General features: G+C 59.0%; 26 protein-coding genes. 10 read left to right on the forward strand and 16 right to left on the reverse strand.

Translation table 11 applies throughout. The features are described 5' to 3' along the window. Positions 1-18 precede the first annotated feature (18 nt). From ASB65_RS13890 to ASB65_RS13900, 3 genes are all read right to left on the reverse strand, one after another. Positions 19-939 carry a DMT family transporter gene (locus ASB65_RS13890; RefSeq protein WP_080866223.1) on the reverse strand — a complete coding sequence of 307 codons (921 nt, stop codon included), beginning with the start codon at positions 937-939 and terminating at the stop codon, positions 19-21. A 99-nt stretch (positions 940-1,038) separates the two neighbouring features. Continuing rightward, on the reverse strand, positions 1,039-2,448 hold the full coding sequence (gene glnA / locus ASB65_RS13895) for a type I glutamate--ammonia ligase (protein WP_003508040.1): 1,410 nt from the start codon (positions 2,446-2,448) through the stop codon (positions 1,039-1,041). Between the two features lie 71 nt (positions 2,449-2,519). Beyond that, positions 2,520-2,858: a P-II family nitrogen regulator gene (locus ASB65_RS13900; protein ID WP_003508042.1), complete on the reverse strand. Its 339-nt coding sequence runs from the start codon at positions 2,856-2,858 to the stop codon at positions 2,520-2,522. Positions 2,859-2,947: 89 nt separating this feature from the next. On the opposite strand from ASB65_RS13900, the gene ASB65_RS27330 reads away from it, so the two are divergent. Together ASB65_RS27330 and ASB65_RS13905 are read left to right on the forward strand one after the other, a co-directional pair. After that, on the forward strand, positions 2,948-3,220 hold the full coding sequence (locus ASB65_RS27330) for a hypothetical protein (protein ID WP_077998371.1): 273 nt from the start codon (positions 2,948-2,950) through the stop codon (positions 3,218-3,220). Beyond that, the gene (locus ASB65_RS13905) at positions 3,217-4,692 is read left to right on the forward strand and encodes a bifunctional ADP-dependent NAD(P)H-hydrate dehydratase/NAD(P)H-hydrate epimerase (RefSeq protein WP_060724310.1); all 1,476 of its coding nucleotides are present in this window, start codon (positions 3,217-3,219) and stop codon (positions 4,690-4,692) included. Before ASB65_RS27330 ends, ASB65_RS13905 begins: the two co-directional genes overlap by 4 nt. A gap of 248 nt (positions 4,693-4,940) precedes the next feature. On the opposite strand, the gene ASB65_RS29215 is transcribed toward ASB65_RS13905, so the two are convergent. Both ASB65_RS29215 and ASB65_RS13915 read right to left on the reverse strand, forming a co-directional pair. After that, positions 4,941-5,978 (reverse strand): GlxA family transcriptional regulator, encoded by a 1,038-nt coding sequence (locus ASB65_RS29215; RefSeq protein ID WP_060724311.1) that lies wholly within the window; start codon positions 5,976-5,978, stop codon positions 4,941-4,943. Between the two features lie 271 nt (positions 5,979-6,249). Next, positions 6,250-6,468 carry a DUF1127 domain-containing protein gene (locus ASB65_RS13915; protein ID WP_003508045.1) on the reverse strand — a complete coding sequence of 73 codons (219 nt, stop codon included), beginning with the start codon at positions 6,466-6,468 and terminating at the stop codon, positions 6,250-6,252. A 239-nt stretch (positions 6,469-6,707) separates the two neighbouring features. Between ASB65_RS13915 and ASB65_RS13920 the strand changes: the two genes are divergently transcribed. Then, complete coding sequence (locus ASB65_RS13920; protein ID WP_003508046.1) at positions 6,708-7,646, forward strand: LysR family transcriptional regulator; 939 nt, start codon at positions 6,708-6,710, stop codon at positions 7,644-7,646. A gap of 54 nt (positions 7,647-7,700) precedes the next feature. Here ASB65_RS13920 and ASB65_RS13925 read toward each other — a convergent pair whose 3' ends face one another. Together ASB65_RS13925 and ASB65_RS13930 are read right to left on the reverse strand one after the other, a co-directional pair. Continuing rightward, positions 7,701-8,621, reverse strand: coding sequence for a methylenetetrahydrofolate reductase (locus ASB65_RS13925; RefSeq protein WP_060724312.1), 921 nt, complete (start codon positions 8,619-8,621; stop codon positions 7,701-7,703). A 91-nt stretch (positions 8,622-8,712) separates the two neighbouring features. After that, the gene (locus tag ASB65_RS13930) at positions 8,713-9,489 is read right to left on the reverse strand and encodes a formyl transferase (protein ID WP_035213178.1); all 777 of its coding nucleotides are present in this window, start codon (positions 9,487-9,489) and stop codon (positions 8,713-8,715) included. 192 nt (positions 9,490-9,681) lie between these two features. Here ASB65_RS13930 and ASB65_RS13935 point away from each other — a divergent pair, with 192 nt between their 5' ends. Beyond that, positions 9,682-9,843 carry an entericidin A/B family lipoprotein gene (locus ASB65_RS13935; RefSeq protein ID WP_003495552.1) on the forward strand — a complete coding sequence of 54 codons (162 nt, stop codon included), beginning with the start codon at positions 9,682-9,684 and terminating at the stop codon, positions 9,841-9,843. Positions 9,844-9,950: 107 nt separating this feature from the next. Then, entirely contained in the window at positions 9,951-10,715 is a 765-nt protein-coding gene (locus ASB65_RS13940; RefSeq protein ID WP_060724313.1) for a phosphodiester glycosidase family protein, read from the forward strand. A 9-nt stretch (positions 10,716-10,724) separates the two neighbouring features. Here the strand turns inward: ASB65_RS13940 and ASB65_RS13945 are convergent, their stop codons facing one another. Together ASB65_RS13945 and ASB65_RS27335 are read right to left on the reverse strand one after the other, a co-directional pair. Continuing rightward, entirely contained in the window at positions 10,725-11,075 is a 351-nt protein-coding gene (locus ASB65_RS13945) for a hypothetical protein (RefSeq protein ID WP_060724332.1), read from the reverse strand. Positions 11,076-11,345: 270 nt separating this feature from the next. Next, a complete protein-coding gene (locus tag ASB65_RS27335) occupies positions 11,346-11,735 on the reverse strand; it encodes a hypothetical protein (RefSeq protein ID WP_161974088.1) in 390 nt (129 codons plus the stop codon). Between ASB65_RS27335 and ASB65_RS13950 the strand changes: the two genes are divergently transcribed. Together ASB65_RS13950 and ASB65_RS13955 are read left to right on the forward strand one after the other, a co-directional pair. After that, positions 11,734-13,137: an L-serine ammonia-lyase gene (locus ASB65_RS13950; RefSeq protein ID WP_003508052.1), complete on the forward strand. Its 1,404-nt coding sequence runs from the start codon at positions 11,734-11,736 to the stop codon at positions 13,135-13,137. The two genes, ASB65_RS27335 and ASB65_RS13950, sit on opposite strands and share 2 nt — an antisense overlap. A gap of 65 nt (positions 13,138-13,202) precedes the next feature. Further along, positions 13,203-13,637, forward strand: a complete 435-nt coding sequence (locus tag ASB65_RS13955) for a DUF1489 family protein (protein ID WP_020012781.1) — start codon at positions 13,203-13,205, stop codon at positions 13,635-13,637. Positions 13,638-13,721: 84 nt separating this feature from the next. Here ASB65_RS13955 and ASB65_RS13960 read toward each other — a convergent pair whose 3' ends face one another. Then, positions 13,722-14,330: a transglutaminase-like cysteine peptidase gene (locus ASB65_RS13960; protein WP_003523403.1), complete on the reverse strand. Its 609-nt coding sequence runs from the start codon at positions 14,328-14,330 to the stop codon at positions 13,722-13,724. A 297-nt stretch (positions 14,331-14,627) separates the two neighbouring features. Here ASB65_RS13960 and ASB65_RS13965 point away from each other — a divergent pair, with 297 nt between their 5' ends. Beyond that, a complete protein-coding gene (locus ASB65_RS13965; RefSeq protein WP_233282996.1) occupies positions 14,628-14,846 on the forward strand; it encodes a hypothetical protein in 219 nt (72 codons plus the stop codon). 248 nt (positions 14,847-15,094) lie between these two features. On the opposite strand, the gene ASB65_RS13970 is transcribed toward ASB65_RS13965, so the two are convergent. Beyond that, complete coding sequence (locus ASB65_RS13970; protein ID WP_003508056.1) at positions 15,095-15,712, reverse strand: PilZ domain-containing protein; 618 nt, start codon at positions 15,710-15,712, stop codon at positions 15,095-15,097. 184 nt (positions 15,713-15,896) lie between these two features. After that, on the reverse strand, positions 15,897-16,439 hold the full coding sequence (locus tag ASB65_RS13975; protein ID WP_020811298.1) for a PAS domain-containing protein: 543 nt from the start codon (positions 16,437-16,439) through the stop codon (positions 15,897-15,899). A 354-nt stretch (positions 16,440-16,793) separates the two neighbouring features. On the opposite strand from ASB65_RS13975, the gene ASB65_RS13980 reads away from it, so the two are divergent. Then, on the forward strand, positions 16,794-17,531 hold the full coding sequence (locus ASB65_RS13980; protein ID WP_003508058.1) for a rhomboid family intramembrane serine protease: 738 nt from the start codon (positions 16,794-16,796) through the stop codon (positions 17,529-17,531). 154 nt (positions 17,532-17,685) lie between these two features. Beyond that, complete coding sequence (locus ASB65_RS13985) at positions 17,686-18,120, forward strand: CBS domain-containing protein (RefSeq protein WP_003508059.1); 435 nt, start codon at positions 17,686-17,688, stop codon at positions 18,118-18,120. Between the two features lie 52 nt (positions 18,121-18,172). On the opposite strand, the gene ASB65_RS13990 is transcribed toward ASB65_RS13985, so the two are convergent. The 4 genes from ASB65_RS13990 to folE form a co-directional block, all read right to left on the reverse strand. Next, entirely contained in the window at positions 18,173-18,502 is a 330-nt protein-coding gene (locus ASB65_RS13990; RefSeq protein WP_020811296.1) for a hypothetical protein, read from the reverse strand. A 68-nt stretch (positions 18,503-18,570) separates the two neighbouring features. Further along, entirely contained in the window at positions 18,571-19,509 is a 939-nt protein-coding gene (locus ASB65_RS13995; RefSeq protein ID WP_003508061.1) for a patatin-like phospholipase family protein, read from the reverse strand. 95 nt (positions 19,510-19,604) lie between these two features. Continuing rightward, positions 19,605-20,057, reverse strand: coding sequence for a phosphoribosyl-AMP cyclohydrolase (gene hisI / locus ASB65_RS14000; protein ID WP_020811294.1), 453 nt, complete (start codon positions 20,055-20,057; stop codon positions 19,605-19,607). 124 nt (positions 20,058-20,181) lie between these two features. Then, positions 20,182-20,808: a GTP cyclohydrolase I FolE gene (gene folE / locus ASB65_RS14005; RefSeq protein ID WP_003508063.1), complete on the reverse strand. Its 627-nt coding sequence runs from the start codon at positions 20,806-20,808 to the stop codon at positions 20,182-20,184. Positions 20,809-20,835 lie beyond the last annotated feature (27 nt).

Genomic DNA, 20,835 nt, shown 5'->3' on the forward strand with positions numbered 1-20,835 from the left:
CTTTCTCTCTATATGGGCTCAGGCTCGGCGGCCGAGCGGCGCGGTGGCGATGATGACACCGCCGGTGACCAGCACGATGCCGATCGCGTGGTAGGTCTCGAACGTCTCCCCGAGGAACAGCGTGGCCATCAGGATCGAGACGGGCGGCATCATGTAAAGCGTGATGCCGGCCGTGGCGGGGCCGAAGACGCGCACCGTATGGGTGAAGCAGTAAAAGGCAAGCAGCGAAGCGAACAGGATGATGCCGCCGATCTTCGCCCATGCCATTGGCGTCGCGGGCAGCATGCCGCCCTGCGCCAGTTCCAGCGCCGCCGGCGGCAGAAGCACCAGCGCGCCGGAAAGCGCGATCAGACCAAAAAGGCTGAAGGACGCCATCTGCCGCGCCGCCGGCTCGCGCAGCAGCAGCGAATAGACGGCAAAGGCGATGGCCGCCGTCAGTATGGCGAAATCGCCGATGTTGAAGCTCATGTGCCGGAGAGCTGCGATATCGCCCTTGAGCACGATGGCCGCCACGCCGGCAAAGGCGATGATCATGCCCGCCACCTCAAGCTTTCTGATGGGGCGGCCCTGAAAGATGCGCTGGAACAGGATGATGAACAGCGACGATGTCGTGTAGATCAGCGTGCCGTTGGCGGCCGTGGTCATGGTGAGGCCCCAATAGACCACGCCGCCGCAGATGCCCATGCCGAGAATGCCGAGAACGAGCCAGAGAAGCGTTTTGCGCCTCAGGAAGGCAAGGCAGTTGCGCCAGTCGGCGATCATGAAGGGCGCGATGATGAGGGTCGATCCGATCCAGCGGATGAAGGCGGCGATGAAGGGCGATACCTCACCGACGACGCCACGACCGAAAATGACGTTGCTGGAGAAAAAGAACGGCACCGCCAGAAAGATGAGCCAGTCCGTAAGGCGCGTTTGCTGAGTGGCTGGCTTGTTCGACATTCTTCGCGACATGGCTGGGCTTCAAAAGAAAACGGCGGCTTTCCGGGGAAAACCGCCGAAATGGATCGAGCGCCCCCGAGGGAGCGCTCGAAAGGCCGATCAGGCCGAGTAGTACATGTCGAATTCGACCGGATGCGGGGTCATTTCGAAACGCATGACTTCCTGCATCTTCAGCTCGATGAACGAGTCGATCTGGTCGTCGTCGAACACGCCGCCGGCGGTCAGGAACTTGCGATCCTTGTCGAGGCTTTCGAGAGCTTCGCGCAGCGAGCCGCAGACGGTCGGGATCTTCTTCAGTTCCTTTGCAGGAAGGTCGTAAAGGTCCTTGTCCATCGGCTTGCCGGGGTGGATCTTGTTCTTGATGCCGTCGAGGCCGGCCATCAGCATGGCCGCAAAACCGAGATAGGGGTTCTGGGTCGGGTCCGGGAAGCGGACTTCGACGCGTTTTGCCTTCGGGTTGGAGCCGAAGGGAATACGGCAGGATGCGGAACGGTTGCGCGCGGAATAGGCGAGCAGAACCGGCGCTTCATAACCCGGCACCAGACGCTTGTAGGAGTTGGTGGTGGGATTGGTGAAGGCGTTGATGGCCTTGGCGTGCTTGATGATGCCGCCGATGTAATAGAGGCAGTTCTCGGAGAGGCCGGCATATTCGTCGCCTGCGAAGGTCGGCTTGCCGCCCTTCCAGATCGACTGGTGAACGTGCATGCCCGAGCCGTTGTCGCCGAAGATCGGCTTCGGCATGAAGGTTGCCGTCTTGCCATAGGCATTGGCGACCTGATGCACGACGTACTTGTAGATCTGCATCTTGTCGGCGCTGGAAACCAGCGTGTCGAACTTCACGCCCAGCTCGTGCTGTGCGGCAGCCACTTCGTGGTGGTGCTTTTCAACGACGACGCCCATTTCGGCCAGAACCGTCAGCATTTCGGAGCGCATGTCCTGCAGGCTGTCGATCGGCGGAACCGGGAAATAGCCGCCCTTGACGCGCGGACGGTGGCCGAGGTTGCCGGTTTCATAGTCGGTGTCGTCGTTGGACGGCAGCTCGGACGAGTCGAGCTTGAAGCCGGTATTGTAGGGGTCTGCCTTGTACTTCACGTCGTCGAAGACGAAGAATTCGGGCTCGGGGCCAACGAAGACGGTGTCGCCGATGCCGGACGCCTTGAGGTAGGCTTCGGCCTTCTTGGCGGTGCCGCGCGGGTCGCGGTTATAGGCTTCGCCCGAGACCGGGTCGAGAATGTCGCAAAGGACGACCAGGGTGGACTGGGCGAAGAACGGGTCGATATGGGCGGTTGCCGGATCGGGCATCAGCACCATGTCGGACTCGTTGATGGCCTTCCAGCCGGCGATCGAGGAGCCGTCGAACATGACGCCGTCGGCGAACATGTCTTCGTCCACACAGACAACATCCATGGTGACGTGCTGCAGCTTGCCCTTGGGGTCGGTAAAGCGCAGGTCCACGAACTTGATGTCGTTATCCTTGATCTGCTTCAAGATATCGTTTGCGGTCGTCATTTAAACGTTTTCCTTGAGTGTGATGATGACGAGGTGAAAACCCAAGCCTCCCCGGCTCGGGACGTTCTTGATTATATGGCGTCCACGCCTGTTTCACCGGTACGGATGCGGATGACTTCCTCGATATTGGAAACGAAAATCTTTCCGTCGCCGATACGTCCGGTCTGCGCCGCATTGCGGATCGCCTCGATGACGGCTTCCGCGTTCTCGTCCGCCAATACGACTTCGACTTTCACTTTCGGCAAAAAGTCCACAACGTACTCTGCACCGCGGTAGAGTTCCGTGTGGCCCTTCTGACGACCAAAGCCTTTTGCTTCCGTGACCGTGATGCCCTGAAGTCCGACTTCCTGAAGGGCTTCCTTCACTTCATCGAGCTTGAAAGGCTTAATGATCGCTTCGATCTTTTTCATGAGAAAATATCTCTCCGCTTCTCCCGTTAAAGCAGGTTATTCCCGCTCTGCCACAAGAATGCACGTATTGTGCCAGATCGGAAGCGGGCTTGAAGAAAAAACTTCGATCCCCCGGCCTTCCGACACAAAATGCATTCGGTTTTGGCGGTTTTCCAGCCAATTTCTCTCGGGAACCCGAAAAATCCATCAGCATTTCTGCCAATTCTTATTATTTTAGATGGTTTGAATATTTGAGAATGCGCGGGTGTGATGAAGTTGGTTTGTTTATATTTTATGCATTTGATTATTATTTGGACTTGGCTATCTGCTTATTTTTGTATCGATTGCCTTTCCGGCGTTTTGAAGGGATGATTGAGGCATGACATCCCTCTCTCAGCTCTCCCTTTTTGACCCGGCTGTTATGGCCAGCATCGATGCGGCGGCCGGTCAATCCGGCATTCCGCTTTATGATCTGATGGAGCGGGCGGGGCAGGCGGTTGCCGCCTCAGCGCTTCGCCACTATCCGCAGGCGCTGCGTTTCGTCGTGCTTTGCGGCGGCGGCAACAATGGCGGTGATGGTTACGTGGCGGCGCGGGCGCTTGTGGAAAGCGGCGCGGTCGTTGTGGTTCATCATCTCGGTGATGCCGGCGCGCTCAGGGGTGATGCGCGGATGGCTTTCGAGCGCAGCGGGGTGGCGCCGCTGCCGCTTGGCGACTACGCGCCTCTTGCCGGCGACGTGGTGATCGACGCGGTCTTCGGGGCAGGACTGTCCCGCGATATTCCTCGGGAGCTTGCACGGATAATCGAGGCGGTGACCAATGCGAAGGCGCCGGTTCTCGCCGTCGATCTGCCCTCCGGTCTCTGCGGCCGGCGGGGCGTGCCGCTTGGTGCCTCGTTCAGGGCCGAACGGACGGTGACCTTCATGGCGCGCAAGCCGGGCCATCTGCTGATGCCGGGGCGGGAGCTTTGCGGGGCGCTCGAGGTGTTCGATATCGGCATTCCCTCCCGCATCCTTACCGATCACGCAGGCTCGGTTGCGGAAAACCATCCGCTTGTCTGGCGTGATGCCTTGCCCGCGAGCGATATCGAGACGCATAAATTCCGCCGCGGGCATCTGACCGTCTTTTCCGGCCCGGCCCATGCGACGGGTGCAAGCCGCATGACGGCGCTTGCGGCGCTGAAGGCAGGCGCGGGTATTGTCACTGTCGCCGCTCCGAGGCAGGCGCTCGACGTGCTGTCCGTGACGCTGACGGCCGTGATGAATGCGCCGATGGACGATGCCGATGATCTGCGGCTCTGGCTGGACGACCGGCGTCATGGAGCCTTCGTTCTCGGTCCCGGTTTCGGCGATCTAGAAAAGGCGCGGCAATTCGTATCCCTGCTTGGAGACAAGGCGGTCGTGCTGGATGCCGATGCAATCACGGCTTTCAAGGATCACACGGAGACCCTGTTCGAGCGTATCACCTCAGGCGCGGGCAAATTCATCCTGACGCCGCATGAGGGCGAGTTTGCGCGATTGTTTCCGGATCTTGCCGCCGACAGGGTGCTGAGCAAGATCGAGAAGGCGCAGGTCGCCTCGGCGCGCAGCGGCGCTGTGCTGATCTATAAAGGCGCAGACACGGTGATTGCTGCGCCTGATGGCCGGGCGCTGGTCAACACCAATGCGCCGGCGAGCCTTGCGACGGCCGGATCGGGTGATGTGCTGGCCGGCATCATCGGTGCGCTGCTGGCGCAGGGAGCCCCCGCCTTCGAAGCGGCTGCGGCCGGCGTCTGGCTGCATGGGCAGGCGGGCCACAGGGCAGGTGACGGCATGACGGCGGAGGACCTTGCCCATGCGGTTCGGCCGTTTGGGTGAATTGGTCTCCGATTATGTTCGCTGTTTGCTGGCCGCTGACAGATCCGGTGGTTTGGCACAGTTCCATCATTCTCACTCCGTCACCCCGGACTTGATCCGGGGTCCAGTGCGATCAAGTCCTTGATCGCGAAAGGCTCGTTCACGGCGCAGACGCGCCGTGGCTGGATGCCGGATCAAGTCCGGCATGACGGGGAGAGGTCTCTACCTCCGAATCGAGGCCTTTTGCGTTTGTGGCCCTTGCCACGCACTCAATGCGCGGCTTTGCCCTGGCTTGCCATTGCCATTCGCGACGCACTGATCAAGAGCTTGCGTTCAGCGCGCTCCTGCTGCGGCGTGCGATTGTAGATTTCGCGATAACACTTGGAAAAATGCGAGGCGGAGACGAAACCGCAGGCGACGGCGACTTCGACCACCGGCATGGCCGATTGCACCAGCAGGTGGCGGGCGCGGTCGAGACGGATTTCGAGGTAATAGCGGGCGGGTGAGCGGCCCATTTCCTGGCGGAAAAGGCGCTCCACCTGCCGGCGCGACAGATCGGCGGCGTCGGCGATGTCGAGCAGCGACAGCGGCTCGGCGAGATTGCCTTCCATCAATTCGATGATCGACAGGACCTTGCTGTTCTGGACGCCGAGGCGGGCGCGCAGCGGCAGGCGCTGGCGGTCGTTCGGGCTGCGCACCCGGTCGGTCAATTGCTGTTCGCAGACACGGTTGACGAGGTTTTCGCCGAAATCCTGGCCAATCAGGCTCAGCATCATGTCCAGCGAGGCCGTGCCGCCGGCGCAGGTGTAGATGTTGCTGTCGACTTCAAAGAGGTCGGCATAGACTTCCACCTGCGGGAAGGCTTCGGAAAAGCCGGGCAGGTTTTCCCAGTGGATCGCGCAGCGCTTGCCGTTCAGGAGGCCAGCCTGTGCGAGGATATGGGCGGCGGTACAGAGGCTGCCGATGGCGATGCCGCGATTATAGGCTTCGCGCAGCCAGGCATTGACCGACTTGTTGATGTGTTGATCCACATCGATGCCCGAACAGATGATCGCCATTTCCGGGCGGTTTTCGCCGCTGACATAACGCCGCTCGTCGGCAAGACAGGTATCGGCCTCAAGACAGATGCCGCTTGACGACATGACCTTCTGGCCGTCTAGGGAGGCAAGGCGCCATTCATAGGCCTGATAGCCCAACATTCGGTTGGCGATGCGAAGCGTTTCAACCGCTGCGGCGAATGGCAGCATGGTAAATTGCGGAATGAGAAAAAAGACGATTGAGCGTTTCTTCTGGGAGTTTCTGCTCATTTGCCCGTGCTCCGTTGCGAATACGCAATTCCTCCCTTGGAATTGGTCTTCTGGATGTCCTGATTACGACATCTTTAACGAAAAATACGCCTCGGAATCGGAGCTGTCAAAAAATAGCTTTTGAAATATGCAAATTTCGCGACAAGCCTTTAAAAAAGGCGATGTGTCGCATGCAAAACAGGCAGGCTGTTTTGCGCCCCCATCCTGCCGTTTGGGCGCGGGCAGGGATGGCTCGCAAGACGCGCAATGGTTGCGAGCCATCGGTTGGACATCATTTGCGGATGGTGTGTATGCGGGTGGTGTCGGTGGTCGGCCATCCGATATCCTTCAATGTTTCAGGCGGCAATGCCTCCAGTGCACGGAGCATTCTGGCGCGGCGCCATTCTGCGTAACGGGCGGAAACCTGGTCGGACAGGCGATGGAGCCAGCCAATGGGTGAAGGACGGTGCGTAGAACGGTTCGTCACCGGGAGATAATGTATCATGGTCATGTCTTGATCCTTTCGTGAACCACGATCCTGTTTGCGACTTCGATATGCGCTTGCCTGTTTCATCAGGCAAGATAATGAATCTTATGTCACTCATCAGTTTTTGGAATGAATTGCCGGCGACGCCTGCGGGGAAAATTCCAATCCGCGAGATCGTCAGCGCTTCATTCCGACGAGGCTCAATTCGCCCCGTCAATCGATGTCCCGGATGGTGCACGCTTGTTGACATTCAATCAAACGAAATGATATCCATCTATAAATCAAAATATTTGAAGGTGCGTGCCATGACCGTGACTTTCCGCCAACCGCTGCCGTTGCTGGATAACGACATATTGAGAACCTTCGTCGCCATTGCGGAAACGGGAAATTTCTCCACCGCCGCTGAAGTGGTGTTCAGAACGCCTTCCGCCGTTTCCATGCAGATCAAGAAACTCGAGGAGCAGTTGAAGACGACGCTGTTCCTGCGCGATGCCCGTTCGGTTACATTGACGGCGCATGGGGAGACGCTGCTGACCTATGCGCGGCGCATGATTGCGCTCTCCAACGAGGCCGTGTCGCGTTTCGTCATGCCGGAACTCTCAGGTGTCGTCCGGCTCGGCGCGCCGGAGGATATTGGCGAGCGTGGCCTGCTGCCGGGTATTCTCAAGCGTTTTGCCGAGGCTTTTCCCGGCATCATGATCGACGTCACCATCGATTCCAGTTCCAATCTCTACAAGCGCATGGACGAGCAGCGGCTCGATCTCGCCCTCGTCAACTGCGCCTCCCATCCGCTGCGCGACACCGGCGAGGTGCTGATGCGCGAACGTCTGGTCTGGGCAGGCGCGAAATGTGGTACGGCCTATCTGCGCGATCCGCTGCCCATTTCCATCTGGGAAGAGGGCTGCATCTGGCGCTCGGAAGCGATCAATTCGCTGGAACGGCGCGGGCGCAATTTCCGCGTGGCCTATCTCAGCGGCCATACCATGGCGCAGCGCGCGGCGATTGCCGCCGATCTCGCCATTGCGCCGTTGCCGCGATCCTATGTGCTGAACGACATGGTCATTCTGGGCGACAAGGAAGGCCTGCCGGAACTCGGCTCTTTCGATATCCGCCTGATCATGGGCGACAAGGCGTCGCGCCCTGTTCTCGCCGTGGCTGAAAGCATTCGAAACGCTTTTGTCGAGGTCGCCAAGGCGGCCTGAGGTCCTGATAATGCGCGGCGGCCGTGGCCCGTCGCGCTGTCAGGATGGCGGCTTTTAGCCTGCTATCGAATCCTGTGATGCCGAACGGTCCGCGCCGCCGGTTTGCCAGCTTCCGCGCTTGACCAGCCAGTCGGCTGAATTCTGCAATCCGCCAAAGGGAAAGACGTGAATCTGCCGTATCGGCCCTTGCGGATTGGCCTGCCAGTGCCGCTCGATCGGCCCGACGATGCTTTCCGGCGAATGGCCCTTCGCCAGCGTCGTCAGGGAAAGCGCGTTTTTCTTGAGATAGGCAATGGAATTGCCGACGCCGCAGAGTGCGGCATATTTCAAGAGCGTCGTCATCTTGGCCGGGCCGGAAACGCCGATATGCACCGGCAAATCGATACCTGACGCCGTTAGTCCTTCCGCCCAGGCGATGAAACGCGCGGGATCAAAACCGAACTGCGTGACGATGCGCATTGCGGCATCGCTTCTTTCTGCAAAATCGCGTTTCAGCCTGAGTGCGGCCATCGCCGTGTCGTCGTTGAAATCCGGGCTGCCTTCCGGGTGGCCGGCGATGGCGATCTGCCTTATCCCGCAACGGTCGAAAATGCCTGACGACAGCATGTCCATGCTGGATGCGAAGGGACCGGCTGGCCGGTCGACACCGCCGCCGACAACCAGAACATCCGTGACACCCGCTTCTCCGGCAAGCCGTCTCACCTGTTCTTCAAACCCCGTGCGGGAAGGTATGCGCCGCGCTGCAAGATGCGGCACTGGCTCGTAACCGAGGTCGCGCAAATGTCCTGCGGCATCAACGAGCCTTTCCTGCGAGGCAGCTCCGGTGTCGGTGAGATAGACGCGGACACCCTGCGGAAAGAGACCGGCAAGGTCGCTCGCGCCAAGCACCTGCGCGGGCGAGGCTTCGATGGAGGCGGGAATGATGGAAGCGGCGGAAATATCGGGCAATTTGTGCATGATCCTTTTTATTATCATGCACCGATTTTTCGGCGAAGTCTGTGCCTGTTGCGGCAAGACAGGCTTGCATCTGCGACGAAGCTCAACCCCGGTTCGGAGAGTTTCGGTTTCACCAGATCCGTTTCGTCAGGCCGTTCCACAGCCAGGTCCAGATGGTCGGCGGAAAACGCAGCACCGATTTGCCGGGTGAGGGCGGCTGCGGCGCAAGGCTGCCGGAAAGGGCGTCCTCGATGGCGCTGACAGCGATATCCACCGAAGCGGCGGTCAAAAGCAGCGGATAGGTGGCGATCGTGTCGGAAGGCGATGGTTTCAGCCGCTTCTCGTAGAGTGTTGCGCCGGTATCCACGCCCTTGTCGACCAGATGCACGGTCGCGCCGAAATTGCCTCGGTCCTTTTCGACCAGCGCCCAGTAACCGCCCATCTGCCCGCGATAGGCGGGGTTGATGCCGGCGTGGAAATTGATGACCGGGCATTGCAGGGCCTGCAGCGTGGCAGGTCTCAGCAGACGGCAGGAAATGGTGAAGATTGCAGCCGGTTGCAGCAGATTGGCGGCCTTGCGGCATTCCTCATCGTTGAGCGAGGCGAATTGCGTAACGGGAAGGCTGTGGTGGAGATCGGGAGAAAGACCGTGTTCGGCGATGATCTCGTTGCTTCTGCGAACCGTGAAGCGTTTGCCGAGCCGCGAGGCGATCATCGTCGCTATCTGGCCCGCAGCGACAATCCAGCCAAGCCGTCTCGCGCGTCGCCTGAGAATGACTGACTTGCTTTCCGGCTGCTCCATGAAGACGTGGATATCGGGAAATCGGGCAGCCAGAGCATTGATCATGACGTTCGGGTTCACGCCGCCCGCCGTCATCACCAGAAGCCGATTGTTGATGTCAGTCATATCACCCACGGGATTTTCCTAAGCCATGATGCAGTTGCCGAGTGTCACTCGTGAACTTCAAAACCATGTTAATTTTCATCGACAGGATTTTTTGAAATGCCGCTGGAACCGTTTTTTGGGACTCACGTTATTGTGACGCATATCACATTGGCGCTTGCCTTTGGACGGCAAGTCATAGGGGAGTAGTTTCACATGATCACACGTATTCTTTCGACCGTTTTCGTGGCTTTGCTGACTGTCGTCACCCTCAGCTCCTGCGGCAATACCATTCGCGGCATGGGCCGGGATACGGCAAACGCCGTTGACGCGACGCAGGATGCCGGCCGCAACGTGGACCGCGCAGCGCGTCGTTAATCAAGGCTCCCCTCCCGCAAAGGCGTTACCCGAAAACCCGGGTGACGCCTTTTCTTTGACCGAATTTCCCTGCGAATGTTCGCCTGACGAGAATCAAAGGGGCGGGCATGATTGCATCGATGAAGAAACTGGCAAAGGCGCTGCTGCCGTTGTTGTTGCCATTCTCCGCGCAGGCCGGTGGGCAGCCGGATTTCTGCAAGGCCATCGACCATGCGGGCGGGCGCTACACCGTCTGCAGTTTCGATCCGGCAAGGAACGCCATCCGCATTTATGACCGCGACCATGTCTCCGGGCAGGGATACCGCAGTTTCGCCGACCTGTCGTCGGCCTTGTGGCGGCAGCACATGTTCAGCATCTTCGCCATGAATGGCGGCATGTATCATTCCGACTATTCGCCCGTCGGCCTCTACATTGAAAATGGGGTGGAGCGTTCGCCGCTCAGCACCCGGGGCGGCTGGGGCAATTTTCACCTTTTGCCGAACGGCGTATTTTATCTGAAGGGTGCAAAGGCTGGCGTGCTGGAAACCGCAGCCTATCTGGCGGCGGATCCGAAAGCCGATTTCGCCACCCAGTCCGGGCCGATGCTGGTAATCGACGGCAAGCTGCATCCGCGCTTCCTGCCCGATAGCGACAGCCTGAAGCGACGCAACGGCGTCGGCGTCTCCCGCGACGGCATGGTGCATTTCGCCATTTCGGAAAATACCGTGCGCTTTTATGATTTCGCCACGCTGTTCAGGGACGTGCTGGATGCGCCGAATGCGCTCTATCTCGACGGCACCATATCTAGCGTCGATATTCCCGCGATGAAAAGGCGGGACTCGCTGTTTCCCATGGGGCCGATCATCGCCGTTGTCGATCGGGTGCCGGATTAGCCGGAAAGATCAGATCGGCGCCTTGGGATAGGCTTTTTCGAGACCGGCCGATGCCGTCAGCCCTTTGCGGAAGGCGAGATAGGCGGGGTGCTGACTCGCTCTTGCGGTTTCCGTGATGCGGATCTGCAACCGGGAAGGGGCATTGCCGCCAAGCCATTCGCCGGCCGTTTCCAGCTTCAGGCTGTTCAGGAAACGGGCGTTGGTCTGCTGGTCGAGATAAAGATTGAGGCCAGCCAGCAGGTTTTCGTCCTGCAGGGCGTTTTCCATCAACAGCAGCACCCACGCTTTATCTTCGCTCGTCAGCGAAGTGAGCTTCGACGCGACCGTTTCACGGTCGGGAAAGGAGGATGCCTGCTGCATGGGGTGACTCGCATCGTTGCCGTTGCCATCGTCGATAAAGCAGCACTGGCGGCCTTTCAAGGCGCGACGCTTCAGCGGAAGAAATTCGACTGCAACGTGTTCGGTCGCGAGGGTTTTCAACAGGCGTTTGTAGGAAAGCTTTAAATAACGGTTACACTTTAGCCTAAATTGCGGCGAAGCCCGAAACGGCGTCTTTTTGCACGCCGCGCTAACATCTTGTTTTTTCACATACCTATGCACGGGGCGAATGGCAGCCCATCGAAAACGCCTTCATTTAGCCGCTTTTTGCATTTGCGTTCGCCGCCGGATTTTAATAAATGCTTGCCTCAACGGGCCGGGTCTTGAAGATCCCCCGGAGAGTGAATAGCTGGAGTAATCATGGAAGAAACCGCTCAGAAATCCTGCTGGGGCGTCACCTTGCGCGCACTTGCAGGCTTTGCCGCTTTTCTCGCATTGACGTACATTTTTGGCAGCCCATAAGCATCTCTCCTGAATGACGGGTTTTGAAACGGCGCGGTTTTCCTCTGGAAACCGTGCTGTTTTCGTTTCTGGGACGCTCATGTCGCAGCTGCGCAAACCGCTGACGCTCTTTTGTGGCGATCCGTTTCGGCTTTGGATATGATGATGCAGGAATCCATTCTTATTCAGGGCGAACTTCATGTTTCTTTCGGTCTTTGACGTCTTCAAGATCGGTATCGGTCCTTCGAGCTCCCACACGATGGGGCCGATGACGGCTGCAAACCGCTTCCTGGCGCTGATCCTCAGCGATGAGTGGCCGCGACCGGCGGGTGCAGCCGTTGCGCAGCTGAAGGTCAGCCTGCATGGCTCTCTCGCCTTTACCGGCATTGGCCACGGCACAGGGCGTGCCGTCATTCTGGGCCTCACCGGCGAGCGGCCGGACCTTGTCGACCCCGATGCGATGGACGCCATTATCGATGCGGTGGAGAAGGCCGGAACGGTAACGCCGCCCGGCCATCCGTCCTATGAGTTTCGGCCCGCAGAAGATCTGATCTTCGACAAGAAGAACCCGCTGCCCGGCCATGCCAACGGCATGATCTTCTCCGCCTTCGACAATCAGGGCAGGCTGCTCATCAAGCGCATCTATTATTCCGTCGGCGGCGGTTTCGTCGTGACCGATACGGAACTGGAGGCGATCAAGCAGCGCGGCAAGACCATCGATAATGGTCCGCGCGTGCCTTATCCCTTCGGGACGGCGCGGGAAATGCTTGAGATGGCGGCCCGTTCCGGCCGCACCATCGCCCAGATGAAGCGCGCCAATGAGGAGACGGTGGTCTCCCGCGAGGAACTGAACGAGCGCCTCGACCAGATCTGGGAAGCCATGAACGGCTGCATTGAGCGCGGTCTGAAAGTGGACGGCATCATGCCTGGTGGCCTGAAGGTGCGCCGCCGCGCCCGCTCCATTTACGAGAAGCTGAATGCGGAATGGCGCAGCAACCGGCTGAACCCTGTGATGGCCAATGACTGGCTGAGCGTTTACGCCATGGCCGTGAACGAGGAAAACGCCGCCGGCGGCCGCGTGGTGACCGCGCCGACCAATGGTGCGGCAGGTGTCGTTCCGGCGACCGTCAGATATTTCCGGCATTTCCACGAGGATGCGAGCGTCGACGACGTGCGCGACTTTTTGCTGACGGCGGCTGCCATCGGCGGCATCATCAAGCACAATGCCTCGATTTCAGGCGCGGAAGTGGGCTGTCAGGGCGAGGTGGGTTCGGCTTCCGCCATGGCGGCGGCGGGTCTCGCCGCGGTCATGGGTGGATCGCCGGAACAGGTGGAAAATGCCGCGGAGATCGCGCTCGAGCATCATCTCGGCATGACCTGCGATCCGATTGCCGGGCTTGTGCAGGTGCCGTGCATCGAACGTAATGCCATGGGCGCAGTGAAAGCGGTGACAGCGGCCTCGCTGGCGCTGAAGGGCGACGGCCAGCATTTCGTGCCGCTCGACGCCTGTATCGAGACGATGCGCCAGACCGGCAATGACATGAGTGAGAAATACAAGGAAACCTCCACCGGCGGCCTTGCCGTGAACGTTGTGGAGTGCTGAACGGGCAGGGCGTCCGGCATGGTTGCCATGCTTGACGCCCGCTGCAAAAAGGCATTGATAGAACCATGCCTTTACATCTCATCAAACTTTGCGTCGGCGCGGATTCAATCCAGGACTTGAGAGACTGGGTCGCGCATCGCGCGCTGACCGCAATTGCCGCAGGCCTTGAGCCGCACAGCGTTCACACCACCCGGATGATCCCGAAACGGGTCGAGGAATTGCTCGAGGGCGGTTCGCTCTACTGGGTTATCAAGGGACAGGTACAGGCGCGGCAGAAACTTCTCGATATCCGCTCCTTCAAGGGCGAAGACGGTATTTCCCGCTGTGACCTCATTCTCGGCCCCGAAGTCATCGAAACCTCACCTGCGCCAAAGCGCCCGTTTCAGGGCTGGCGTTACCTGAAGGACGATGAAGCTCCACGCGATCTCGGCGGCGGTGCAGGCGGCGAGGACATGCCTTCCGATCTCAGGCGTGAACTGGCCGAGCTTGGTCTGCTCTGACGCCTGACGGATGAAAATGAAAAAAGCCGGCCCCTTTTAGGGAGCCGGCTTTTTTCGTTTGGGGAGACGGGTTGTTTTCTGGCTTCAGTTGATGCCGCCGACCGCGGTGGTGGCGCGACCATCCTGAATTTTGACCCAGCGGCCGGGGTTGGCGGTGTCCTGACGCTTCAGGTAGGTATATTCGGTTTCCGACCAGTTCATGACCTTGTTGCGCATGTTGTCGAGAACGAAATCGCCACGATCGGTGCGGACGGTCAGAACGGCATGGCCTTCGCCATTCGGCTGCAGAACGACCGTGATCAAGAGGTTGGAGGCGGAGAAGCCCTTGTTCATCAGCATCTTGCGCTTCAGAAGCACGAAGTCTTCGCAATCGCCCACCGTGGTGGGATAGGCCCAGCGCTCTTCGACGCCATAGATTTCCATGTCGGTCATCGGCGTGATGGTGGTGTTGACGGTGTAGTTGACGTCGAGCATCGTCTTCCAGCGCTCTTCGGTCAGTTTCATCGGGCCGTTATCCAGCGATGTCGGCTGGCATTCGCTCTGATAGGTCTGGCAGAATTCATAGTGGCCGATCGGCGGATTGGCCTTGCCGATGACGCGCATGACGGCGGCCGGCGACGCGCTTGCCTGATGCGCGAAGGCGCTGACGATGAATGCGATCAGAGTGAAAACGAAACGGTTGTTCTTGTTCATTGCTTGTCTCCCCGTGTTGAGGAAACATTCGCAGGTATATTTTGACCCGGCGGAAATTTGCGAAGCGCAATTTGAGCTTAAATTTCAGCAAATTAGCTGTTGTTTTGAACTGTATTCGAATTAGTTTTTATGCGTGTTTGAAGCAAATTTTATTACAATTTTACGCATCCCACCCTTAGGCTTTTGGTAGCCATGTAGGCCCCTGTATTGAAAGCAATTTTCGGCACGGGGATATTTCCGGAGCGCTGTACAGCCAGTTAGCGAACGGTACCGAAGGCGTGGATTTCTCGTTTTGGGATGGCTGTTTCAGGCTGGGACAGGCCGGAAAAAGCGGCAAAAAAACTTCAAAAAACTGCATTTTTTCTGGAAAAAGTTTTGCGGGTCGATTTTCGTGCCGTGGATGATCTGATCAAGGGCGCGACATGTTCCGCCGCGTTTATCCTTTTTGCCGAATATGGTGGACCGATCTGCCGCACAGCTGTCCCTGGTAGTTACGTTTTCCGTCCGGCACGCTGAGCATGCGCAGGATGTCGTGCGCGGTCGGGGCATGAAAATGGAAAAGTTCGGCAGCGAGAAAGCAGAGAATGGAGCGCCGGAAGCTATCAGCGGCTCGTGAACCCGATACAGCCGCGAAGGACAAAGCATAGACTGCCAAACCGTGGTCCGGGAATCTTCTCAATCATGCGACTAGGGCGAGCGCAAAGCACGTCAAATGCCGCACTTATTCGTACGGGCGCAGAACCTGCCGCGTTTGGTGGAGCGTCCTAGAGAAATTCAATCAGTGCGTCGGGCGACTGGACGCGGTCGAATTCGACGGCGACGCCTTCCATGAAATGGCGCACGATCTTGCCGCTCATGTTTTTGCCGAGCTGGACCCGGCTTCCGAGCGGCGGCCGGTTTTCGATCTCGATTGCCGCACCCGACAGGGAAAGGTCAATCAGTCGGCAGGCGACAAGCACGCCGTCTTCCAGAACAAGCTGGGCTCTCGCGTTGCGCGGCGTCAGGCGGTCGTGGCGGCGGTCTTCCGGCAGGCCGAGCAATTGACGCTTGGCGATCCATGCCAGCTGGGCGGCAAGTTTTTCCCGCTTGCGCTCCGGCGCGTTGATGGCGATGAGAAAGCCCGACGCGGTGAGCGATGTCACCGTGCCTTCGATCCGGCCGATATGCTGGAGATAAGCGATGACGCGGTCTCCGTGGCGGGCAATACCCGAGCAGGTGAACTGCGCTCTTTCGGCGGTCATCTCGGTCGCGGTGCAATCATATTCTTCATGGTCGGGCAACATCAGGCGGCCGGTGAAGGACACGCGGACGGCGTCGTCAAGATGAGCTTCCTCAACCGGACGCAGGATTTGGGCGGTGTTGACCGAACGGGACGAAAACATGAGCAGCGCAATTGTAATGAATGATGATGGTAAGTTTCTACCTTGCGCGAGTTAACAGACTGTATTGTTTAATCTCTACAATTTTTCTGATCGGCAATATCGTTACAGTTCTGACCTATTTTTTTGAGGTTTCGACGCCGCCGCACCTTTTCCAGACGGGTTTGGGAGCGGTGAAACAGGTCGGTCAGCAGCTTTCGGCGCGCTGCGTATCCATCGGATATTCTACGGGCGCGATGTCCAGGCGCAGCAGGCGGCTGCTTTTCATTGACAGATGCTGGATGGGCGCGGCGAATTCGTGTCGCGGCCGCTCCGCAAGCAGGGCCCCGAGCAACCTTGGAGCGGCGTCCGGATCCGTGCGCAGCGGCAGGAGCAGCATTTCATATGCCAGCGGTGCGGCGCCATGGCTGTCCTCCGCCTCGAGATCGAAGACCACGGGCAACTGATGATGAAGGATGCCGCGGGCAACGCGGCAGGGGAAGGTGGCATTTGCCTGATGCCACAGTTCCGAAAACGGGCGATCCCGCAGCTCGCGGCCGAAGAGGTCGCAGAGACGTGTGCCGGCAAGGCGGAAGAACGGGGTGTTCTCTCCCTTGTCGGTGAGGATGAAAAGATCGCCGAGGTGATGTTTCAGCTTTGCGGGATCGATGTCCTCGCGTCGAGGGGCCGATCGCTTGCCGCGCAATTCATCCCAATAGGCATATATGTCCAGTCCGGCCATGCTCTTCATAGCATCTCTCCATGTTCGTTTTTGGGACATCATGTCCATCCGAACGTCTGTATTCTGAGGTGTAGCGATTTTCGTGCCAACTGGATTTGTTAAGGTTAACAAAGGGTTGATGTTGAATGGCGGCAATGGCCGTGGCATCGGTGCGGCCATGTCGGGGAAAGCTCCGTCAGCACAATTCGATGGCGCCGCCCGTTATTTTACGGCGGGCCCGCAAGCCGGACCGTCCCTGGCCCGGCGTCTTGACCGATTGCGGTTTGGGCGTCGCGCGCTTCAAAGGCGGGACGGCTTTTTTTTCGTTCGGGCTTCCTATATTGCTCGGGGAACGCAAAATTCGACCAAGACAGGGATGGGATCATGTCCTACGGGGACGGCGAACAGCCGCCGGTTTCGGAAACACCGGAGCCGAAAGACGATACGAGTAATCCCGTCTTCAATCTGCCATCGCTGCTGGTCGGCATACTGGCCGCGCTGATCATCGCTTATGTGGTTCCCGCCTATCTTCTGTCGGAGGAAGGCAATGGCTGGTTCATCTTCACCTTTGGCTTCATTCCGCTGCGTTATGCGGTGCCTTTTTCGCAGCAGGGGCTGGAATGGCTCTGGACACCGGTGACCTATTCTTTCCTGCATGGCGGTATCGAGCACATTCTCTTTAATGGCCTGTGGCTGATGGCCTTCGGCGCGCCGGTTCTGCGCCGGATCGGAACAGTGCGCTTCGTGCTGTTATGGTGCATTTCCGCCGCTGTTTCGGCCTTTGGTCATGCCGCGTTGAACTGGGGTGATGTGACGGTACTGATCGGCGCATCCGGCGTCGTTTCGGCGCTGATGGGGGCGGCCTGCCGCTTCGCTTTCCCTGCGCGTGGCGGATATAGCGCCTCCTTCGGCCATCTGATGCCGAGGCAGAGCATTCTTGCGGCGCTTTCCAACCGCACGGTGCTGATCTTCACGCTGATGTGGCTGTTCGGCAATGTGCTGATTGCGGTGGGCGTGCCGCTGTTCGGCGATGTCGGCGGTCAAATCGCCTGGGATGCCCATGTTTTCGGCTTTCTGCTAGGCTTTATGTTCTTCGGCCTTTTCGATCGACGATTGGTCTGAGCCGATCACGCTCCTTGTCGGCCATGGCGCAAATTTGCTTTCGCAAGTCCCATGCGGGATTGCATTCATGCGGGCCTCAGCGCACCATATCTCATGATTTGCAACCGCCGGGGGAGACTGCGGCACTGCGGATCGCTGAAAAGAGGAGGAAGGCATGCCAACATTCGTAAAGGATCTTCTCGACCGCAAGGGCCGGGACGTCGTGACTGTCGGTCCGGAGGTCAGCATCGGTGAAGCGGCGGCAACGCTCAATGCGCATAAGATCGGTTCCGTCGTCGTGACCGACGCCGACGGTGTCGTTCTCGGCATCTTCACGGAACGCGATCTGGTGAAGATCGTGGCGGGCCAGGGTGCCGCTTCCCTCCAGCAATCCGTTTCGGTGGCCATGACCAAGAATGTCATTCGCTGTCATCACAATTCCACCACCGATGAGCTGATGGAAATCATGACAGGCGGACGTTTCAGGCATGTTCCTGTTGAAGAGAACGGCCGCCTTGCCGGTATCATCTCCATCGGTGACGTGGTGAAGGCGCGGATTGGCGAGATCGAAGCCGAAGCGGAGCACATCAAGGCTTATATTGCCGGATGATTTTGCGTCCCGGCGTCAGATGGCTGGAAAAGGTTCAATCTCGGGCCGGGACTCACGCATCGCCCTTGGTAACAAGTCGCCATTGAAGAAAGTCGGCTATTTTCGCCGATATTTCCACGTAGAAGTTTTGCGTCTCATAATCAGAGCAGACAATTTCAACCCGATTGAACTGTGAAATGAATTTGCCGCTGCTGGACCAGTTGCCATCGGCCGCTTCTTTCACGATGACGATGTCGATCCAGGGCTGACCGTCCGCCGACGTAAAGGTGACGTCGTTTGTCCGTTTGAGCTCAGGCTGTCCCTCCAGAAACCCGATCAATCGATTCGTGTCGCACAGTATGTTTTTGTCGGTCGGGGGCAGGACTGAGATATACCAATACATGGTCTCACCATCTCCGGGCGTTTCATCTATTCATTCTGGGCTTTGGAGACGTTTTTAAAAGTAGCGTATTAGCGCCGGAACGCCTGCTGCATGCGCTCAAGCTCCGGAATACGGGAGCGCGTCTCCTCATATCCGCGATCGATAGCTTCGCTGGCGCGATGGAATTCCGAGAGGCCGATATGGTTGATGCGGGGATGAAGCATCAGATCGGGCGGGTCGCCCGCCAGACGCGAGCGGGAAATCCGGTCCTGAATGATGTTGAAGGCCTGCACCATGACACCCGGCAGGCCGGGACGCGGCGCCGTTTCCACCGGCGGTGTGCCGCCGCCATGCGGTGAGGCCGCGTGCTTGACCACGGCGGAACGGCCGAAGAGATCGTAGTTGAGGTTGACGGCCACGACCAGAGCCTGCTCATAGGCGCGGCAGACGGAAACCGGCACGGGATTGACGAGCGCGCCGTCAATCAGCGTACGGCCGTTGCATTGCACGGGTTCGAAAATGCCGGGCAGGGCATAGGATGAACGCAGTGCGGTAACGAGATCGCCCTGATGGATCCACACTTCGTGGCCCGTGCGCAGCTCCGTGGCGACGGCGATGAAGGGATGATCGAGGTTTTCGACGCGCAGGCCTTCGAGATGCTCCTGCATGCGCTTGGTCAGCCGCATGCCGCCAAAAAGACCGCCGCCGCCGATCGTCAAATCGAGCAGGCCGGCAATGCGGCGCATCGTCAGCGAACGGGCGAATTCCTCCAGCTCATCGAGCTTGCCGGCGAGATAACAACCGCCCACCAGTGCGCCGATCGATGTGCCGGCGATCATGCCGATCTTCACGCCGGCCTCGTCCAGCGCCCGCAGGACGCCGATATGGGCCCAGCCGCGGGCCGCGCCGCCGCCAAGGGCGAGCGCTATGCGGTGTTTGTCGACGATCTGGGTGACGGGCGGCTCATTGCCGGTGGCTTCGGGATTTCCAGCCGCAAGATGATTGTGACGATTTCCCCATCCCAACATGACCGCACTCCCTGCCAATTCTGTGAAGCTCCGCCCTTATCCCCGGAGCCCGCTATATTGGTAGCAAATTGGTGCGGCCGATGGAAGGTAGCCGTTTATTTGTCCGAATAGGTGGTGGCCGGATCGAAATGGCGGGTGTCGTCGGTGATCTTCGTCACAGCATCGCCATTGGAGAGCTCGACGGTGCGATAAAAGCAGGAGCGGCGACCGGTATGGCAGGTCGCATCATGGCCGGCGACGGAGACCTTCAGCCAAACCGCGTCCTGATCGCAATCAGTGCGGAATTCCTTCACCGTCTGCAGGTTGCCCGATGTTTCGCCCTTCTTCCAGATCTTGTCGCGTGAACGGCTGTAATAGTGGGCGATGCCGGTCTCGAGCGTCAGCGACAGGGCTTGCGCATTCATATGGGCGACCATCAGCAATTCGCCGTCGCGTGCATCGGTAACCACGGCGGTGACAAGGCCGTGGGCATCGAATTTCGGCGAAAAGAGACCTGCGTTTTCGAGCACTTCCTTGTCCGCAGGCGCGGACGGAAACGAAATGGACATGGCTACCCCGGGAGAAAAGCGGAAGGTTTCAGAGCGGCGGGGAAAATGAGATCACTCCGCCACTCCAAAATTTGTCTGAGCATCGGGTTTTCAAAAACCCGCGCTACACTTTTCGGTCCGATGCCTAGCGGTTGCGCACCATGGTCATGAAGCGGACCTGCTCGGCCGGATCGTTCTTGAACGTGCCGGTGAAGCTGGTGGTCAGCGTCGTCGACCCCTGCTTGTTCACGCCGCGCATGGACATGCACATATGTTCGGCGTCGATCATGACGGCCACGCCGCGCGGTTTCAGGGTTTCTTCGATCGATCTTGCGATCTGCGCTGTCATGTTTTCCTGCGTCTGCAGGCGGCGGCCGAAGATTTCAACGACGCGGGCGATCTTCGACAGGCCGAGCACGCGGCCGGCCGGAAGATAGGCCACATGCGCCTTGCCGACGATCGGCACCATGTGGTGCTCGCAATGGGAGAAGAAGGGGATGTCGCGCACCAGCACCACATCGTCATAACCGCCGACTTCCTCGAAGGTCGTGCCGAGCACGTCCTGAACGTTCAGCTCATAACCGGCAAAAAGCTCGCGATAGGCCTTGGCGACGCGCTTCGGCGTATCCAGAAGTCCTTCGCGGGCGGGATTTTCTCCTGCCCAGCGCAAAAGAACGCGCACTGCTTCTTCCGCTTCGGCCTGGCTTGGGCGAGCTTCTGCCACGTCGGTTTTTGCGCCAGCGCCGGGGAAATTCTTCACGATCGCATCCATTCCGTCTCTCCCGATGCGGGTAAAGGC

The organism is Agrobacterium tumefaciens str. B6 (genome assembly GCF_001541315.1).
Taxonomy (GTDB): domain Bacteria; phylum Pseudomonadota; class Alphaproteobacteria; order Rhizobiales; family Rhizobiaceae; genus Agrobacterium; species Agrobacterium radiobacter.

Coding starts and splice junctions, on each gene's coding strand:
- ASB65_RS13890 (WP_080866223.1), bottom strand. CDS start 939: ATGTCGAACAAGCCAGCCACTCAGCAAACGCGCCTTACGGACTGGCTC.
- glnA (WP_003508040.1), bottom strand. CDS start 2,448: ATGACGACCGCAAACGATATCTTGAAGCAGATCAAGGATAACGACATC.
- ASB65_RS13900 (WP_003508042.1), bottom strand. CDS start 2,858: ATGAAAAAGATCGAAGCGATCATTAAGCCTTTCAAGCTCGATGAAGTG.
- ASB65_RS13905 (WP_060724310.1), top strand. CDS start 3,217: ATGACATCCCTCTCTCAGCTCTCCCTTTTTGACCCGGCTGTTATGGCC.
- ASB65_RS29215 (WP_060724311.1), bottom strand. CDS start 5,978: ATGAGCAGAAACTCCCAGAAGAAACGCTCAATCGTCTTTTTTCTCATT.
- ASB65_RS13915 (WP_003508045.1), bottom strand. CDS start 6,468: ATGACCATGATACATTATCTCCCGGTGACGAACCGTTCTACGCACCGT.
- ASB65_RS13920 (WP_003508046.1), top strand. CDS start 6,708: ATGATATCCATCTATAAATCAAAATATTTGAAGGTGCGTGCCATGACC.
- ASB65_RS13925 (WP_060724312.1), bottom strand. CDS start 8,621: ATGATAATAAAAAGGATCATGCACAAATTGCCCGATATTTCCGCCGCT.
- ASB65_RS13930 (WP_035213178.1), bottom strand. CDS start 9,489: ATGACTGACATCAACAATCGGCTTCTGGTGATGACGGCGGGCGGCGTG.
- ASB65_RS13935 (WP_003495552.1), top strand. CDS start 9,682: ATGATCACACGTATTCTTTCGACCGTTTTCGTGGCTTTGCTGACTGTC.
- ASB65_RS13940 (WP_060724313.1), top strand. CDS start 9,951: ATGATTGCATCGATGAAGAAACTGGCAAAGGCGCTGCTGCCGTTGTTG.
- ASB65_RS13945 (WP_060724332.1), bottom strand. CDS start 11,075: ATGCAGCAGGCATCCTCCTTTCCCGACCGTGAAACGGTCGCGTCGAAG.
- ASB65_RS13950 (WP_003508052.1), top strand. CDS start 11,734: ATGTTTCTTTCGGTCTTTGACGTCTTCAAGATCGGTATCGGTCCTTCG.
- ASB65_RS27335 (WP_161974088.1), bottom strand. CDS start 11,735: ATGAAGTTCGCCCTGAATAAGAATGGATTCCTGCATCATCATATCCAA.
- ASB65_RS13955 (WP_020012781.1), top strand. CDS start 13,203: ATGCCTTTACATCTCATCAAACTTTGCGTCGGCGCGGATTCAATCCAG.
- ASB65_RS13960 (WP_003523403.1), bottom strand. CDS start 14,330: ATGAACAAGAACAACCGTTTCGTTTTCACTCTGATCGCATTCATCGTC.
- ASB65_RS13965 (WP_233282996.1), top strand. CDS start 14,628: ATGGCTGTTTCAGGCTGGGACAGGCCGGAAAAAGCGGCAAAAAAACTT.
- ASB65_RS13970 (WP_003508056.1), bottom strand. CDS start 15,712: ATGTTTTCGTCCCGTTCGGTCAACACCGCCCAAATCCTGCGTCCGGTT.
- ASB65_RS13975 (WP_020811298.1), bottom strand. CDS start 16,439: ATGAAGAGCATGGCCGGACTGGACATATATGCCTATTGGGATGAATTG.
- ASB65_RS13980 (WP_003508058.1), top strand. CDS start 16,794: ATGTCCTACGGGGACGGCGAACAGCCGCCGGTTTCGGAAACACCGGAG.
- ASB65_RS13985 (WP_003508059.1), top strand. CDS start 17,686: ATGCCAACATTCGTAAAGGATCTTCTCGACCGCAAGGGCCGGGACGTC.
- ASB65_RS13990 (WP_020811296.1), bottom strand. CDS start 18,502: ATGTATTGGTATATCTCAGTCCTGCCCCCGACCGACAAAAACATACTG.
- ASB65_RS13995 (WP_003508061.1), bottom strand. CDS start 19,509: ATGTTGGGATGGGGAAATCGTCACAATCATCTTGCGGCTGGAAATCCC.
- hisI (WP_020811294.1), bottom strand. CDS start 20,057: ATGTCCATTTCGTTTCCGTCCGCGCCTGCGGACAAGGAAGTGCTCGAA.
- folE (WP_003508063.1), bottom strand. CDS start 20,808: ATGGATGCGATCGTGAAGAATTTCCCCGGCGCTGGCGCAAAAACCGAC.